Origin of the sequence: Vibrio sp. 10N.261.55.A7 (assembly GCF_002877365.1) — a bacterium.
Classification (GTDB): Bacteria; Pseudomonadota; Gammaproteobacteria; order Enterobacterales; family Vibrionaceae; genus Vibrio.
The window spans coordinates 26,036-41,162 of the sequence record NZ_MCWZ01000235.1; the positions used below are offsets into that span (position 1 = coordinate 26,036).

A 15,127-nucleotide genomic window follows, 5' to 3' on the forward strand; every position below is an offset into this window, starting at 1 on the left:
CGTTTATAGAGAAAAGCTCACGATTAACGGATTGTGGTCAGAGGCACTACTCATTGGTGCCTCTGCTTTATCAACAGTCATCCCTCGATAAAATACATGATCAAGAGCTAAACCATTCAGAAATTGGGTTCTCTCGTCAGGGTCAAAGTCAACCGCTTTCAGTTCCAATGGCAGCATGACTTTTCGCATCTCTCCGAGCCTTTCATCGCTCCAACTGTTAAAGTCCCCTGCGAATATTATTGGCCCGCTATGCTCGGAAAGAGCGGTTGATAATGCAGATAACTGTTTCTGGTACTCAGCAACCCCATACGAAAAATTTACCGCATGAATGTTCACAACCGCAAGTTCCTCACCCGTTGATAGCGAGTAAAGTGAGAATAATGCGGATTTAGGTAACCTCAACCAAGGCTCCTGTTCTGTATAGGCACAAGCTATTGACGGGGGTTCAGTTGCAACCGTTAGAACACCCGCAGAGACGCCCATCGCTTTAAATGCTTCAACCTGATTTGCGTGCCAGTTACTGTCTCTAACCCAACCTTTTAATGATTCTGTCATGCTGGCTTCTTGCAACAAGACCAACTGACGAGATTCAGATAGCTTAGCAAGTTCTTCATACCAATCATCACGGTTCTGCTTGTAAATATTCCATACCAAAACATCTAATTGTCCATTCTCATCAATCGGTGAAGTCGACGATTCTGTGAGGCATTTCAGCTGAGGTTGGAGCTCGGAGTTGATAGTAGAGACATTGGGCTGGCTCGGGATGTTAAATATAGAATAAGCAGAGAGGGTTCCTATACAGGCAAGGATTAGAGTGAAAACAGCCAAGTACTTTTGTTTCATAATAACTACACTCTCCTCCTCATTAGCCTCTACTTAGCAGCTAGACCTGTAGATGCTTTAGCGTACCAAACGCCCAATAAAAGAAAGGAGCCATAAGGCCCCTAGATTGCGTCTTCGTCTTCTTCGCCAGTACGAATACGAACCACACGTTCAACATCAGTAATGAAGATCTTACCATCACCGATTTTCCCTGTTTGAGCGGTTTCGATAATAGAATCGACACACTGCTCAGCGACATCATCGGTGACGACAATCTCAAGCTTTACCTTAGGCAGAAAATCAACCATGTACTCGGCACCGCGGTACAGTTCGGTATGCCCTTTTTGGCGACCAAAACCTTTTACTTCAGAAACGGTCATTCCCGTGATACCGACTTCTGCGAGTGCTTCTCGAACATCATCTAACTTAAACGGTTTAATAATGGCTTCAATTTTTTTCATCTTCATCCCTTAAAGGTCAATAACTTGCTCATTATTGACTAGCTGTAGGCAACAATCAACATATGACTGTTGCCTAACAAAAAGCCCAAGCAAAGAGCTTGGGCTTCATTCAAAAATCTGTTTATTTTAAGCTTGAGTAGTATGCCGCTAGGTTTACAATATCTTCATCACTTAACATTGCAGCCATCGGTTGCATGACTGCAGACTGACCGCCGTTACGCTCTTTATTTTTATATGCTTTTATTGAAGAAACTAGATACTGCTCGTTTTGTCCCTTAAGGTGAGGGTAGCCAGGGATCATTGCCATCCCGTCTGCACCATGACATGCGGCACAGATGGCTGATTTTACTTTACCAGCCGCTGCGTCACCAGCAACTGCTGTTCCGCTTAATAAGCCCATTCCTAGAATAATTCCAATTGCTACATTTTTCATTGCTGTTCCCTGTTCTTATTTTAATACGTTCTAATTCTAACTAATTGTACACAAAATCGAACTATTTTATCCACATGACTTCACAATCTTGCCCTTGATAGGACTTGTCCACAAAAAGTCCAAGTACTGCAACTACCCTTCCTTCATTCATCAATATCGGCGTCCGACGTCTTAACCAACTAGGTACTTGATACTCTTGAAATAGCTTTTTAAGTTTACGACTGTGGCCACGTTCAACGGGATGGGCGCAGAGCCCTTTCGGGTCAAAGATCACCTCTAGAGTGCCTTTAAAATCAGCGGTAATTGTCATCTTAGAGCCTCTCAATTCAGTGATTTTCGTCTCTGTGCTTTTCACCTCGGCATTTGAAGACAGACCAACTTCACCCAATCCATCTGGCAGAGTGAGCGAAGCATCTAGCGTCAGAGTCGCGCTCCAGGAGCTCACATCAGTCATTAGCGGAATCAGATAAAGGCGACCATTGAATCGCTTCACTTGTCCACCCGATACGTTAAGCTCAGGGTTCGCATCCTGCTGCGCCATGATGATTTCTGAAAGAATCAACTGTATATGTTGGCGGCTTGGCATTAAGAAACCGCATTGCTTAAACCACATACGGATCAAACGCTGCTGAGTTAAATAGCTATGCCTTAAAAGCGGTTGAATACTGAGACTAGAATCGGTTTCAATCATTTCATCTAGAATAGGAGATAGCAATTCATCTAGTAATGTCTCTTGCTCGGCACATAGCGCTGCACTCCGCTGTACCGATTGATGAAACGAAGGCCAACGTTTTAAAAGTGGTGGGGTAATGGTATGACGGATAAAATTTCGGTCAAAACGAGTGTCCCGGTTACTTTCATCTTCAATCCATTCAAGGTCACGTTCACGGGAGTACTGCTCGATCATCGCCCTTGTTGACTGAAGTAACGGGCGAACCAGGACACCTTTTGCAAATGGCATTCTTTCTGCCATTGAAGAGAGTCCTTTTGGTCCACTTCCTCTTTTTAGCGCGAGCATGAAGGTTTCAAGTTGGTCATCGCTATGCTGACCAGTTAACAGCAGATCATCTTCTTCAAGATACTTTGCCAACGCTTTGTAACGAGCGTCTCTTGCGAGCTTCTCAATACTCTGTCCATGGCTAACATCTAAATCAACGTGTTCGATATAAAGCGGTATTGAATGGGAATCACACCACACTTCGCATTGTTTAGCCCAATCATCGGCATTGCTGCTTAAACCATGATGGACATGCACAGCAAGACACTCTCGCCCTGTCTGGTTTCTATACTGAGCCATTAGTTCAAGCAACACGCGAGAGTCAACACCGCCACTCAAGCCCAAGACAAGCCGTGACCGACGCTGAAGGTGGCGCTCAATAACCTGAGAAAAAAGTGAAAATAGTGTGCTCATACCCGACTCTACTCATCCATATGCTGAAGCATTTTACGTTAATCCAAGCCTACGACCAAATCTCAGGCATTAAAAAGGGCTAATCAAGTTAGCCCTTTTTACGTATCTAGAAATAATAACAATACGACGAATCATACTGTTATTGAGGTTAGGTTAATTAACAGTAACCGTAACTCATTAGGCGTTGGTAACGACGTTCTCGCAATGACTCATGGTCAAGCTGCTCAAGATCTTCCAATTGCTTAAGGAGCGTTGCCTTGATGTTCTGAGATACCGCCTCGTAGTCACGGTGCGCGCCACCTAATGGCTCCTCAATGATCTCATCAATGAGTTCAAGCTCTTTCAATCGAGGAGCAATAAGGCCCATCGCTTCAGCAGCTTGTGGTGCTTTATCAGAGTCACGCCAAAGAATTGAAGCACAACCTTCTGGAGAGATGACTGAATACGTTGAATACTGAAGCATATTTACGTAGTCACCGACACCAATCGCCAGCGCACCACCAGAACCGCCTTCACCAACAACGTTACAGATAATCGGTACTTTCAAGCCAGCCATAACCTTTAAGTTCTTTGCGATAGCTTCAGATTGACCACGCTCTTCCGCGCCAACGCCTGGGTAAGCACCCGCAGTATCGATAAAGGTAATGATAGGCATTTTAAAGCGCTCTGCCATTTCCATAAGGCGCAAAGCCTTACGATAACCTTCAGGTTTTGGCATACCAAAGTTACGCTTTACTTTCTCTTTGGTTTCACGGCCCTTTTGGTGACCAATGACCATAACAGGGCGGCCTTCTAGGCGAGCAATGCCACCCACAATGGCTTTATCATCAGCAAAAGCACGATCACCCGCTAGCTCTTCAAACTCAGTAAAAACTGTTTCTACGTAGTTAAGAGTATATGGGCGCTGTGGATGACGAGCTAACTGAGCCGTTTCCCAAGCACCTAAATCATTAAATATTTTCTTTTTCAGTTCTAAACTTTTCTTTTCAAGCTGCTGAATTTCTTTATCTAAATCAACGGCCGTATCACCGCCGTGACGAGATACATCACGTAACGCTTCAATTTTTGCTTCTAGTTCAGCGATTGGCTTTTCAAATTCAAGAAAGTTGAGGCTCATCTATTGATCCTTTATCTACTTAGCGTCCATTTTGAGGCTAAATTTTAGTTAAATTCGAGTTCGACTTGGTTACGACCAAGCAACTGTTTCAATTCATCAAGTAATAGATCACTTGGCGTTACTCGCCATTCAGTCCCAAGCGTCAAGCGGGCACGTGCATCTAATCGTTGGTAATATATATTGACAGGGACAGTCCCTGCTCGATGAGGCTCTAGTATTTGGCTAAAGCGCTCAAAAAATTGGTTGTCTATTTGGGATTCATTAATAGAAACAGATAATCCGCGAGCGTATTTCTCACGTGCAGTTCCTAAATCCAATAGTTCGCGCGCTGACATTTTAAGACCACCATTGAAATCATCAAAGCTGACCTGTCCCGAAATGATTAAAATTTTGTCTTTTTCTAACAATTCTGCGTACCGATCCAGCGCATCGGAGTACAACATGACCTCCATTCTTCCAGAACGATCATCAATTGTCATTAAACCAATTCGTGCTCCGCGCTTTGTTGTCATCACTCGAGCGGCAATCACAAGCCCAGCTATGGTTACGGATTGATCTCGGCGCGTTGGCGTAGCATCTTTCAATCGGCAACTTGTGTACTTACCCAGTTCTTTTAAATAGGCATTGATTGGGTGACCTGTTAAATACAATCCAAGCGTATCTCTTTCGCCTTCCAGCCACACTTTTTCTGGCCAAGGCTCAACCTTGGTGTATTTGTTCTCAATGACATCAGGTTCATCCGTTAACACACCAAACATGTCACTTTGACCAAACGCTTCCGCTTGGTGATGTTGGCTAGCGCCTTTAACCGCATCGTTCAATGACGCCATTAGCGCCGCTCTGTGTGGCCCTAATCTATCAAGCGCACCCGCATAGATGAGCTTTTCAATGACACGCTTATTTACTTTCTTTAAGTCAATGCGAGCACAGAAATCAAACAGATCTTTAAAGTGACCGCCACGGTTACGAGCCTCAAGAATCGCTTCAATTGGGCCTTCACCTACGCCTTTAATTGCGCCAATACCGTAGACAATCGCCCCTGTTTCATCGACATTAAATCGATAAAGACCGGCGTTAATGTCCGGTGGAAGCAATCGAAGCTTCATACGAATACATTCATCGACTAAGCCAATGACTTTCTCCGTGTTATCCATATCGGCAGTCATAACAGCGGCCATGAATTCCGCAGGGTAGTGCGTTTTTAACCACAGAGTTTGGTATGAAACAAGTGCGTACGCGGCAGAGTGAGATTTGTTAAAACCGTAGCCGGCAAACTTTTCTACCAAGTCGAAGATTTTCATCGACAGTTCGCCGTCGACGCCGTTGGCTATCGCCCCCTCTTTAAAGGTGCCACGTTGCTTCGCCATCTCTTCCGGCTTTTTCTTACCCATCGCACGACGAAGCATATCGGCGCCACCAAGGGTGTAGCCTGCAAGGATCTGCGCGATCTGCATTACCTGCTCTTGGTACAGAATAATGCCGTACGTAGGCTCTAAAGTCTCTTTTAATGAATCATGTTGCCATGTTTCATCTGGATAAGAGACCGCTTCTCGTCCGTGCTTTCGGTCGATAAAGTTATCTACCATGCCTGACTGTAGCGGGCCAGGACGGAAAAGCGCAACCAGTGCGATAATATCTTCAAAACAATCGGGTTGAAGACGTTTGATCAAGTCTTTCATGCCGCGCGACTCAAGCTGAAACACCGCTGTGGTCTCTGAGTTTTGTAGCAAATCAAAAGACGCTTTGTCATCAAGAGGGATCGACTCAATGCGTACTGGATCTTTCCCTTCTCGTTCCAAGCGAGGATTGACTAAGCCTAGAGCCCAATCAATGATCGTTAGTGTACGTAACCCTAAGAAATCGAATTTAACAAGGCCTGCCGTTTCGACATCGTTTTTATCAAACTGCGTAACAGGGAAGTTACCTTCCGCATCTGCGTAGATCGGAGCAAAATCGGTGATGGTTGTGGGCGATATAACAACGCCACCCGCATGTTTACCCGCATTTCGAGTACACCCTTCTAAGATACGACACTTATCAATCAGCTCTTTAACTTCATCGTCATTATTATAAAGTTCAGGGAGAGCCGGCTCGGCATCAAAAGCTTTCGCTAGCGTCATACCTGGATCGGGTGGAATCAATTTAGATAGGCGGTCGACAAAACCAAATGGGTGCCCAAGGACTCGGCCAACATCGCGAATAACGGCTTTGGCTGCCATAGTACCAAAGGTGATGATCTGAGATACCGCATCACGCCCGTACATTTCAGCTACGTGGTCAATCACTTGGTCACGCTTGTCCATGCAGAAGTCGATATCAAAATCGGGCATCGATACACGTTCAGGGTTCAGGAATCGTTCGAACAGAAGATCGTATTCAAGTGGGTCAAGATCGGTAATATCGAGTGCGTAAGCCACTAATGAGCCCGCACCAGATCCTCGCCCTGGGCCTACAGGTACGTCATTGTCTTTCGACCACTGGATAAACTCCATGACGATAAGGAAATAGCCGGGGAATCCCATATTATTGACAACTTCAAGTTCGATTTGCAGGCGCTCATCGTATTCAGGGCGTTTTTCTGCTCGAACTTTTTCATCAGGGAATAAAAATGCCAGTCGACGCTCTAAGCCTTCTTGTGATTTCTTAATCAAGAAGTCTTCAATTTTTAAACCTTCCGTTGGGAAATTTGGTAGGAAATACTCGCCTAGTCTCACCGTCACATTACATCGCTTTGCTATCTCAACGCTGTTTTGAAGCGCTTCAGGTATATCCGCGAATAGCTCACACATCTCCTCTTCAGTACGGAGGTATTGTTGAGCACTGTAATTTTTTGGTCGACGAGGGTCTTCAAGTGTAAAGCCATCATGGATCGCAACTCGGATCTCGTGCGCCTCAAAAAAGTCTTCGCTAAGAAATACAACTTCATTGGTTGCGACAACAGGTAGATCACGTTGTTCGGCAAGCTCTACAGCAAAATGGAGATAGGTCTCTTCGTCGACTCTTCCCGTTCGAGTTAATTCGAGAAAGAATCGATCTTCAAAGTGTGTTTTATAAAATGCAACACACTCTTCAACCAATTCATTATTGCCTTTGAGCAAAGCCTTACCAATTTCACCGTGCTTTGCACCAGATAAAATAATCAGCCCTTCACCGAGATCAATAAGCCACTCTTTATCCATCACTGGCTGGTGCTGAACATGACCTCGTAGATACGCTTTTGAGATCAATTTCGTTAGATTGTTATAGCCAGTGTTGTTGAAAGCTAAGATAGTTAAGCGCGACAACTCATCGCCAAACTCTTTCGATTGAACGGCAAAGTCAGCCCCGATAATGGGCTTAATTCCACAATTGTGTGCGGTGCCATAGAACTTCACCAAACCACACAGGTTAGTAAAATCGGTCAGAGCCATCGCAGGCATGCCCATTTCAGCGACTTTTTTCACCAGTGGCGGCACTTTGGAGAGGCCATCGACCATGGAGAAGTCACTGTGAACACGAAGGTGGATAAACTTTGGATCTGACATGAATGTTTTCCTAACCGGCTAGAGTTATCCCTATACCGTAAATTTCATCGATAAAATGCTGACGCTATTTTACGCCATTAGCTCTAGGAATAAAGAGCAAGTCTGGTTAAATCAAATTAAGGCTATTGGATACCCAAAACCTTCTTCACTGGCTTAAAGCTTTTTCTATGTTCATCAATAACACCAAACTGTTCGATTGCTGCAAAATGCGCCTTTGTTGGGTAGCCTTTATGCTTCGCAAAGCAAAATTGTGGGTGACGTTTATCCAACTCTTCCATCTCTTGGTCTCGAACAACTTTAGCGATGATCGAAGCAGCACTGATCTCTGCAACTCGCAGATCACCCTTAACCACGGCAAGAGAATCCATGTCTAGTTTCGGCGTCTTGTTGCCATCGATAAGAGCTAGGTCAGGTTGAAGAGATAAACCCGCTATTGCTCGCTGCATTGCGACCATTGTCGCTTGCAAAATATTGATTTCATCAATCTCTTTGGGAGAACAGCGACCAACCGACCATGCCAGTGCTTTTTCTTTTATTTCAGGAAACAGTGCTAGACGCTTTTTTTCTGAAAGCTTTTTAGAATCATTCAACCCTTCTATAGGATTATGGGGATCCAAGATCACGGCTGCCGTCACCACATCACCAACCAGTGGGCCTCGCCCGACTTCATCAACACCGGCAACATGGATATAGCCTTGAGGGTATTCAAATGGAGGTAGTTCTTTTTTATCTGTCGCTGCCATTGTGCTTCTCTAATCGGGTTTCTCGATCCCTATAACAATAGTTATCGATTGACTAACTTTAATACTGCTTTCGCTGCTTGTTGATCCGCATCTTTTTGTATCCACTGATGCATTTCGGTAAATGTTTTGATCAACTCGGAGTTATCCCCCTCTAATATTTGTACCATCGCCGGGTACAAAAAGTCAGGGTGACACTCCTCTTGTATGTATTCTTTAACCAGCTCTTTACCGGCCAAGACATTTGGCAACGATACGAACTCGGTAATAGAGAGTTTTTGCGCGATCCAGCCCGTCAGTTTATTGACTTGATAACCAACAACCATAGGACGTTTCACCAACATACACTCTAAGGCAACCGTTCCTGAAGCCAACAAAACGGCATCAGCCGCCGTCATGACATTACGTGCCGTATCTTCAATGATCACAAAATCAAGCTCAGGTGCTGTTTCTTTCCAGATGCTTTCAAACTGTTCACGACGCTTTTTGTTCACCGCGGCGACAATAAAGCCCATGTCAGGGTATTTTTTATGAATACGTTGGCATGTTTCAATAAATGGCTTAGCAATAAGCCCAACTTCACCACCTCGGCTGCCTGGCAATACAGCAAGCCATTTTTTGTCTTGGTCTAGCTGTAAAAGCTCCCGAGCCTGAAATTGATCGCTTTGAAGAGGAATGGCATCTGCGAGAGTATGACCGATGAATTCGCAGGCGACGTTGTATTTGTCGTAGAACGCTTTTTCAAACGGTAGAAATGCCAATACAAGATCAGTCGCCGCATCAATTTTAAAGATACGTTTCGGTCGCCAGGCCCAAACCGAAGGACTGACGTAATGGACCGTTTTGATGCCATTGTCTTTTAGCGTTTTTTCTAATCGGAGGTTAAAATCAGGTGCATCAATACCGACAAACACATCAACAGGGTTATTGATGAAATAGCTCACAAGCTCTTTCTTGACCTTAATCAACCGAGATAATCGACCAAGAACTTCTACTAATCCCATGACGGCGAGTTCTTCCATATCAAACAATGACTCGCAGCCTTGGGCCATCATTTTAGGGCCACCAATGCCAACAAATTCAGCATCTGGATACTGCTGCTTGATAGAACGAATGAACCCTTCTCCGAGGGTGTCGCCCGACAGTTCGCCTACGACGATGCCAATTCTTAATGGCTTATTGGTTTGAGCCGCTTTATCTTGAGGCATAGCGCACCTAATATCCTTTTTCTTAAAACAAAAAAGATCGCCTAAACGCTGCGATCTTTTATCTCACGACTCATTGACGCTAGCGGATGATGCCGCGCTCTGAATTTTCAAGCATATCTATCATTGGTTTAATGGAAGCGTATTCATTCGCCATTTCACTCAACACAGGTTTGGCTTCTTCAAGCGTCTTACCTGTGCGATAAATCTCTTTATATGCCTTTTGTAGAGCTCGGATTTCCGCTCTTTCAAAACCATTGCGCTTCAGGCCGACCAAGTTCAATCCAAACGGTGTTGCATGATTACCTTGAGCAAGAACATACGGTAGTACGTCTTGTACAACAGCAGAACAACCACCGATGTATGCGTAAGCACCAATTGAACAGAACGGGTGAATTGCGGACAGTGCCATAACACCGGCATAATCACCAACAGTGACGTGACCACCTAAAATGGCGTTGTTACCAATGTGAGTGTGGTTACCAACAATGACATCATGCGCAATGTGCGCATTCACACACAACAAGTTGTCATCGCCAATGACGGTCGTCGCTTTATCCTGTGTCGTACCACGATGGATTTGTACGCTTTCACGAATCACATTGCGGTCACCGACAACAACGGTTGTCTCTTCTCCACCATATTTCTTATCTTGGTTTTCTTCACCAATGATGGCATAGGGAAAGATACGATTATCTTTACCAATTGTTGTGTTGCCCTTGATTACTATGTGCGACATAACCTCGGTATTTTCACCAATCACCACTTTGCCAGAAATATAGGTAAATGGGCCAACTTTTACATTCGCTTCAATAGTAACATCACCCTCAATCACTGCTGATGGGTGGATTTTCGCAGATTCGTGAATCATATTAGAACTCTCGGCGAGCACATTTTAGCTCGGCTGAACACACAACATCGCCATCGACTTTCGCTACGCCATTAAAGGCTGCTATTCCACGACGCTCTTTAATAAATTCAACTTCGATAATCAACTGGTCGCCAGGAACGACTGGTTTACGAAACTTTGCTTTATCGACACTTGCGAAATAGTAAAGCTCGTTATCAGCAGGGGCACCAAATGATTTAAAACCTAATAACCCGGTAGCCTGAGCCATTGCTTCAAGAATAAGCACGCCAGGGAATACAGGCAACTGTGGAAAGTGACCGGTGAACTGAGGTTCGTTTACTGATACATTTTTAATCGCTGTCAGGTATTTCCCTTCTTCATAATTTGTCACTCGGTCGATCAATAAGAAAGGGTAGCGATGAGGAAGTAACTCCTGAATTTCAGTAATGTTCATCGTTTTATTTTCACTAGTCAAAGTCATATTCCTATTCGTAAAGCTCAAAAATTATTATTCATTCGATATTGTTCAATATGATAGACGAAAAAGACTCGCTTTTCGCGAGCCTTTAACTGGAAAGTTGGAATTAGGATTCCGTTTTCGGCGTCAATTGTTTCTCTACCGCTTTCAGGCGTTTATTCATATCGTCAATCCGATGGACACGAGTTGCCGTCTTACGCCACTCTTTATTCGGTTGTAATGGGATGCCCGATGAATACATTCCTTTCTCAGAAATGCCTCTCATCACCATACCCATACCCGTAATCGTCACACCATCAACTATCTCAATGTGGCCATTAATAACGGTACCACCGCCGATAATGCAATATTTACCGATCGTTGTACTGCCAGCAACTATCGTACCACCCGCCATAGCGGTACCATATCCGATGTGCACGTTATGAGCGATCTGGATCTGGTTATCGATAATGACGTTGTCTTCGATAATCGTATCTTCAAGTGCACCACGGTCAATGGTCGTACATGAACCAATCTCGACTCGGCTGCCAATGACAACCGTGCCCAGTTGAGGGATTTTTATCCACTCGCCTTTCTCATTGGCGTAACCAAATCCATCCGCACCAATGACAGTGTTCGCTTGAATTAAGCAGTCATCGCCAATGCGCACAGAATGATAAACAACAACATTCGCCCACAACTGGCTATTTTTTCCGATAGTAGCGTTTTTACCAACAAAGCACCCCGCACCAATGATGGTGTTATCACCCAGCGTTACACCAGATTCAATGGTTGCATTAGCTCCAATTGAAACATTACTACCAAGCACCACATCAGATGCGATAACCGCAGACTCTGAAATAGAACTCGCGGCTTTTGGTGTCGTATCTAGTGCTTGAGCAACCTTAGCAAAAGCAACATAAGGGTCATCAACAACCAGAACATTGCCTTTGAAGTGCTCTCGCTGGGCTTCTTTTAACATCACGACACTAGCATCACATTCAGCTAAGTGCTTTGCATACTTAACGTTAGATAAAAAAGTCACGTGACCTTTTTGAGCTTTATCCATAGGCGCTACTGAAGAAACCACTTCATTGGTGTCTCCGTGCAGCACTCCCCCGGTAATAGCAGCCAATTCGGCTAAAGTTATTTTTTGCATATTATTTTAGTGATTCGATCACTTTTTCTGAGATATCAAGTTCAGGTTTAGCATACTGTAGTGCTTGTGCTTCAACAATTAAGTCAAAACCTTCTTTCTCTGCCACTTTTGTTACTGCATCTTGAATCATCTTAAATAGCTTTTGCTTCTCTTCTGCTTCGCGACGAGCCGATGCTTTTTCTAGAGACTGACCTTTAATCTTAAAGTTACTTTCCAGCTGGCTAATTTCAACACGTAACTTCTCTACTTCTGACTCACTCAACAGTGAGCCATCACGATTCAGTGTTTCCATCTTAGTTTGAGCTTGCGCTTGAATTGACTTAAGCTCTGCAGCGCGATCTTTAAACTCTTCCTGCATCTTTTGCAAAACAACTTCTCGTTGAGGCAATGCTTGGAAAACTTGTGCAGAGTTTACATAACCTACTTTTTGAGCCGCTTCTGCTGCTTGAGCGAAGAAAGAAGAACTTAAGACTACAAGGCTAACACCAGCCGCTTTCATGATATTTTTCAAAATAGTTTCCTTTATTAGAAGGTTCTGCCAATGGTGAATGTGAAGGTTTCTTTATCATCCCCTTCATAACTCTTAAGTGGTGTCGCCAGTGAGAAGACCAAAGGTCCCATTGGAGACATCCATTGTAATGCTGCGCCAAAAGACGCTCTGTAATTCTTAGGATCAGAGTAATCATAGTAATACTGACTACCATACTTAGCCCCTGATTCTCGGTAATCGAATTCAGTATCCCAAACACTCGCTGCATCAACAAAAAGACTCGTACGTATTTGGCTTCTCACTTCATCAGAAGCAAATGGTGTAGGCACAATTAACTCGACACTTGCCAATGCAATCGCGTTACCACCGACTGAGTCGTTTGTCGCGGTATCAGCACCATTGTTTGAGCCTGAGTAGTCTCGGTAAACCGCTTTAGGACCCGCAGAATTAGAACCGAAGCCACGTAAAGTCGTATAACCACCAGCGTAGTAGTTCTCGTAGAATGGGAATAGGTTATCCTGCCCATCCGTCTGACCATAGCCGTTACCGTAACCCAAACGTCCACGCATCAATAGTGCGAAGCTATGCTTCTGCGTCAATGGGAAATACTGTCTGATATCATACTGCACTTTAAAGTACTGAACGTCAGAACCAGGTACGGTCATTTTGTAAAATGCTCGTTGATGGTTACCTGCTGTCGGGAAATAACCGCGGTTCAGATTATTTCGTGTCCATGAAATATTGATATCAAAATCATTCGTGTTTAACGACCCTTCGCTATCAATATTTTTTGCCTGAGAAGCAAGGAATTGCTCAACTTGCAAGTAAGGTGACAAGTTACCGATTTTGTTATGAGTGTATCCCGCGCCCAGCTCGAAGAAGTTCAGCTCATTAGCCCAACTACCAAGAGTCATACTCGCGCCATAACTCTCATTGGTATAATCAACGATACCAGCTTCAGATGCCTCAAATTCGTTGTAAAATATCTTACCACCGAGACTCACGCCATCTAGTGTCCAGTAAGGATCACGATAGTCTAAGCTAATATTCTTTTGGTAATCGTTCATCATGGCATTAATGCCGACACGGTTACCTGACCCAACGAAGTTATCTTGTTGAAGACCCACCTGGAAACTTACGCCAGACTCTGTACCGTAGCCAACACCAAAGTTGATGCTGCCCGAGTTTGCTTCTTTAACATTATAAACCAAGTCAACTTGGTCTTCGCTGCCAGGAACACGGACGGTTTGTACATCCACCGTCTCAAAGAAGCCTAACCGGTTAAGACGTGTTTTACCTGTTTCAATGGATTTAGAATTTAACCAACTGCCTTCCATTTGACGCATCTCGCGTCGCATGACTTCATCACGAGTAGAGTTATTGCCTATAAATCGAATATCACGAACATAGATTCGATTGCCCGCTTCAACATTGATCACTAGCGAGACTTCATTCGTTTCATCGTCGAATTCTGGAATCGTTCGTACTTGAGGGTAAGCATAGCCAGCCTCACCAAGGACACGTTTTATCTCTTCTTCCAACTGAGTGACCGACGAACCATTGTAAGTGGAGCCATCTTCAAACGGCACCATCTCTCTAAATTCTGATTCTTTCCCTATCAACTCACCACGGAAATTTACGTCTTTGATGGAGTAAACGTCTCCCTCATCTACACCTAAAGTGATATAAACGCCTTTTTTGTCCGGTGAAATAGCAACCTGAGTGGAGTCTACCTGAAATTTCAAAAAACCACGGTCTAAGTAAAAAGAACGTAGTGCTTCTAAGTCACCGGCGAGTACTTGTTTTTGATACTTGTCATCAGAGAGAAAGTTCCACCACGCGACATCAACATTCAGATTGAAACGACCTACCAGCTCTTTGTCATTAAAGGCTTCATTTCCGATGAAGTTAATCTGCTTTATTTTCGCAGAAACCCCTTCAGTAAATACGAATTTAAGGTCAGAGCGGTTACGAGGCAGTGGCGTTACAACAGCTTGAACCGTTGCATTGTATTTACCCACGCTATAGTAAAAGTCCTCTAGGCCCTTTTCGATGTTAGACAATGAAGTGCGGTCTAGAGCCTCACCTTGTCTGATACCTGAAGCATCAAGGTTTTGCTGTAACTGCTCTTCTTTAATCGCTTTATTACCAGAAAACGAGATACTCGCAATGGTTGGTCGCTCTTTGACTTGAATGACAAGAACGTCTTCATCCCTTAGGACTTGTACATCTTCAAAGTTACCAGAGGCATAAAGTGACTTAATGATCTCCGCAACATTTTGACTATCAATGTCGTCACCGATTCGAACCGGCATTTGAAGCAGCGCAGCACCCAACGCCACACGTTGAAGGCCTTCAATTTTAATATCTTGAACAACGAAGTTCTCTGAGCCATTTGCCGAAACACTTGTCGCTAACAAGGTTGCAAACAGAATTTTTTTAATCGCCATATTTTTTT

General features: G+C 44.1%; 13 protein-coding genes. All 13 read right to left on the bottom strand.

Annotated elements, in window-relative coordinates; translation table 11 throughout:
* Positions 1 to 3: 3 nt before the first annotated feature.
* The 13 genes from BCU12_RS11090 to bamA all read right to left on the bottom strand — a co-directional run bounded on the left by BCU12_RS11090 (position 4) and on the right by bamA (position 15,119).
* Positions 4 to 843 carry an endonuclease/exonuclease/phosphatase family protein gene (locus tag BCU12_RS11090; protein WP_102404329.1) on the bottom strand — a complete coding sequence of 280 codons (840 nt, stop codon included), beginning with the start codon at positions 841 to 843 and terminating at the stop codon, positions 4 to 6.
* 101 nt (positions 844 to 944) lie between these two features.
* Positions 945 to 1,283 (bottom strand): nitrogen regulatory protein P-II, encoded by a 339-nt coding sequence (gene glnB / locus BCU12_RS11095; RefSeq protein ID WP_198599315.1) that lies wholly within the window; start codon positions 1,281 to 1,283, stop codon positions 945 to 947.
* A gap of 121 nt (positions 1,284 to 1,404) precedes the next feature.
* The gene (locus BCU12_RS11100) at positions 1,405 to 1,716 is read right to left on the bottom strand and encodes a cytochrome c (RefSeq protein WP_102404331.1); all 312 of its coding nucleotides are present in this window, start codon (positions 1,714 to 1,716) and stop codon (positions 1,405 to 1,407) included.
* 61 nt (positions 1,717 to 1,777) lie between these two features.
* Positions 1,778 to 3,127, bottom strand: coding sequence for a tRNA lysidine(34) synthetase TilS (tilS, locus tag BCU12_RS11105; protein WP_102404332.1), 1,350 nt, complete (start codon positions 3,125 to 3,127; stop codon positions 1,778 to 1,780).
* Between the two features lie 157 nt (positions 3,128 to 3,284).
* Entirely contained in the window at positions 3,285 to 4,244 is a 960-nt protein-coding gene (gene accA, locus BCU12_RS11110) for an acetyl-CoA carboxylase carboxyl transferase subunit alpha (protein ID WP_102404333.1), read from the bottom strand.
* A gap of 44 nt (positions 4,245 to 4,288) precedes the next feature.
* Positions 4,289 to 7,768 (bottom strand): DNA polymerase III subunit alpha, encoded by a 3,480-nt coding sequence (gene dnaE, locus BCU12_RS11115; protein ID WP_102404334.1) that lies wholly within the window; start codon positions 7,766 to 7,768, stop codon positions 4,289 to 4,291.
* 122 nt (positions 7,769 to 7,890) lie between these two features.
* Positions 7,891 to 8,511 (bottom strand): ribonuclease HII, encoded by a 621-nt coding sequence (rnhB, locus tag BCU12_RS11120; protein ID WP_102404335.1) that lies wholly within the window; start codon positions 8,509 to 8,511, stop codon positions 7,891 to 7,893.
* 41 nt (positions 8,512 to 8,552) lie between these two features.
* Positions 8,553 to 9,716: a lipid-A-disaccharide synthase gene (gene lpxB, locus BCU12_RS11125; protein WP_102404336.1), complete on the bottom strand. Its 1,164-nt coding sequence runs from the start codon at positions 9,714 to 9,716 to the stop codon at positions 8,553 to 8,555.
* A gap of 79 nt (positions 9,717 to 9,795) precedes the next feature.
* A complete protein-coding gene (gene lpxA, locus BCU12_RS11130; protein ID WP_102404337.1) occupies positions 9,796 to 10,584 on the bottom strand; it encodes an acyl-ACP--UDP-N-acetylglucosamine O-acyltransferase in 789 nt (262 codons plus the stop codon).
* Position 10,585: 1 nt separating this feature from the next.
* Positions 10,586 to 11,038 (bottom strand): 3-hydroxyacyl-ACP dehydratase FabZ, encoded by a 453-nt coding sequence (gene fabZ / locus BCU12_RS11135; RefSeq protein WP_198599316.1) that lies wholly within the window; start codon positions 11,036 to 11,038, stop codon positions 10,586 to 10,588.
* A gap of 109 nt (positions 11,039 to 11,147) precedes the next feature.
* A complete protein-coding gene (gene lpxD, locus BCU12_RS11140) occupies positions 11,148 to 12,179 on the bottom strand; it encodes a UDP-3-O-(3-hydroxymyristoyl)glucosamine N-acyltransferase (RefSeq protein ID WP_102404339.1) in 1,032 nt (343 codons plus the stop codon).
* Between the two features lies 1 nt (position 12,180).
* Complete coding sequence (locus BCU12_RS11145; protein WP_198599318.1) at positions 12,181 to 12,681, bottom strand: OmpH family outer membrane protein; 501 nt, start codon at positions 12,679 to 12,681, stop codon at positions 12,181 to 12,183.
* Between the two features lie 23 nt (positions 12,682 to 12,704).
* The gene (bamA, locus tag BCU12_RS11150) at positions 12,705 to 15,119 is read right to left on the bottom strand and encodes an outer membrane protein assembly factor BamA (RefSeq protein ID WP_102404341.1); all 2,415 of its coding nucleotides are present in this window, start codon (positions 15,117 to 15,119) and stop codon (positions 12,705 to 12,707) included.
* Between the last annotated feature and the right edge of the window lie 8 nt (positions 15,120 to 15,127).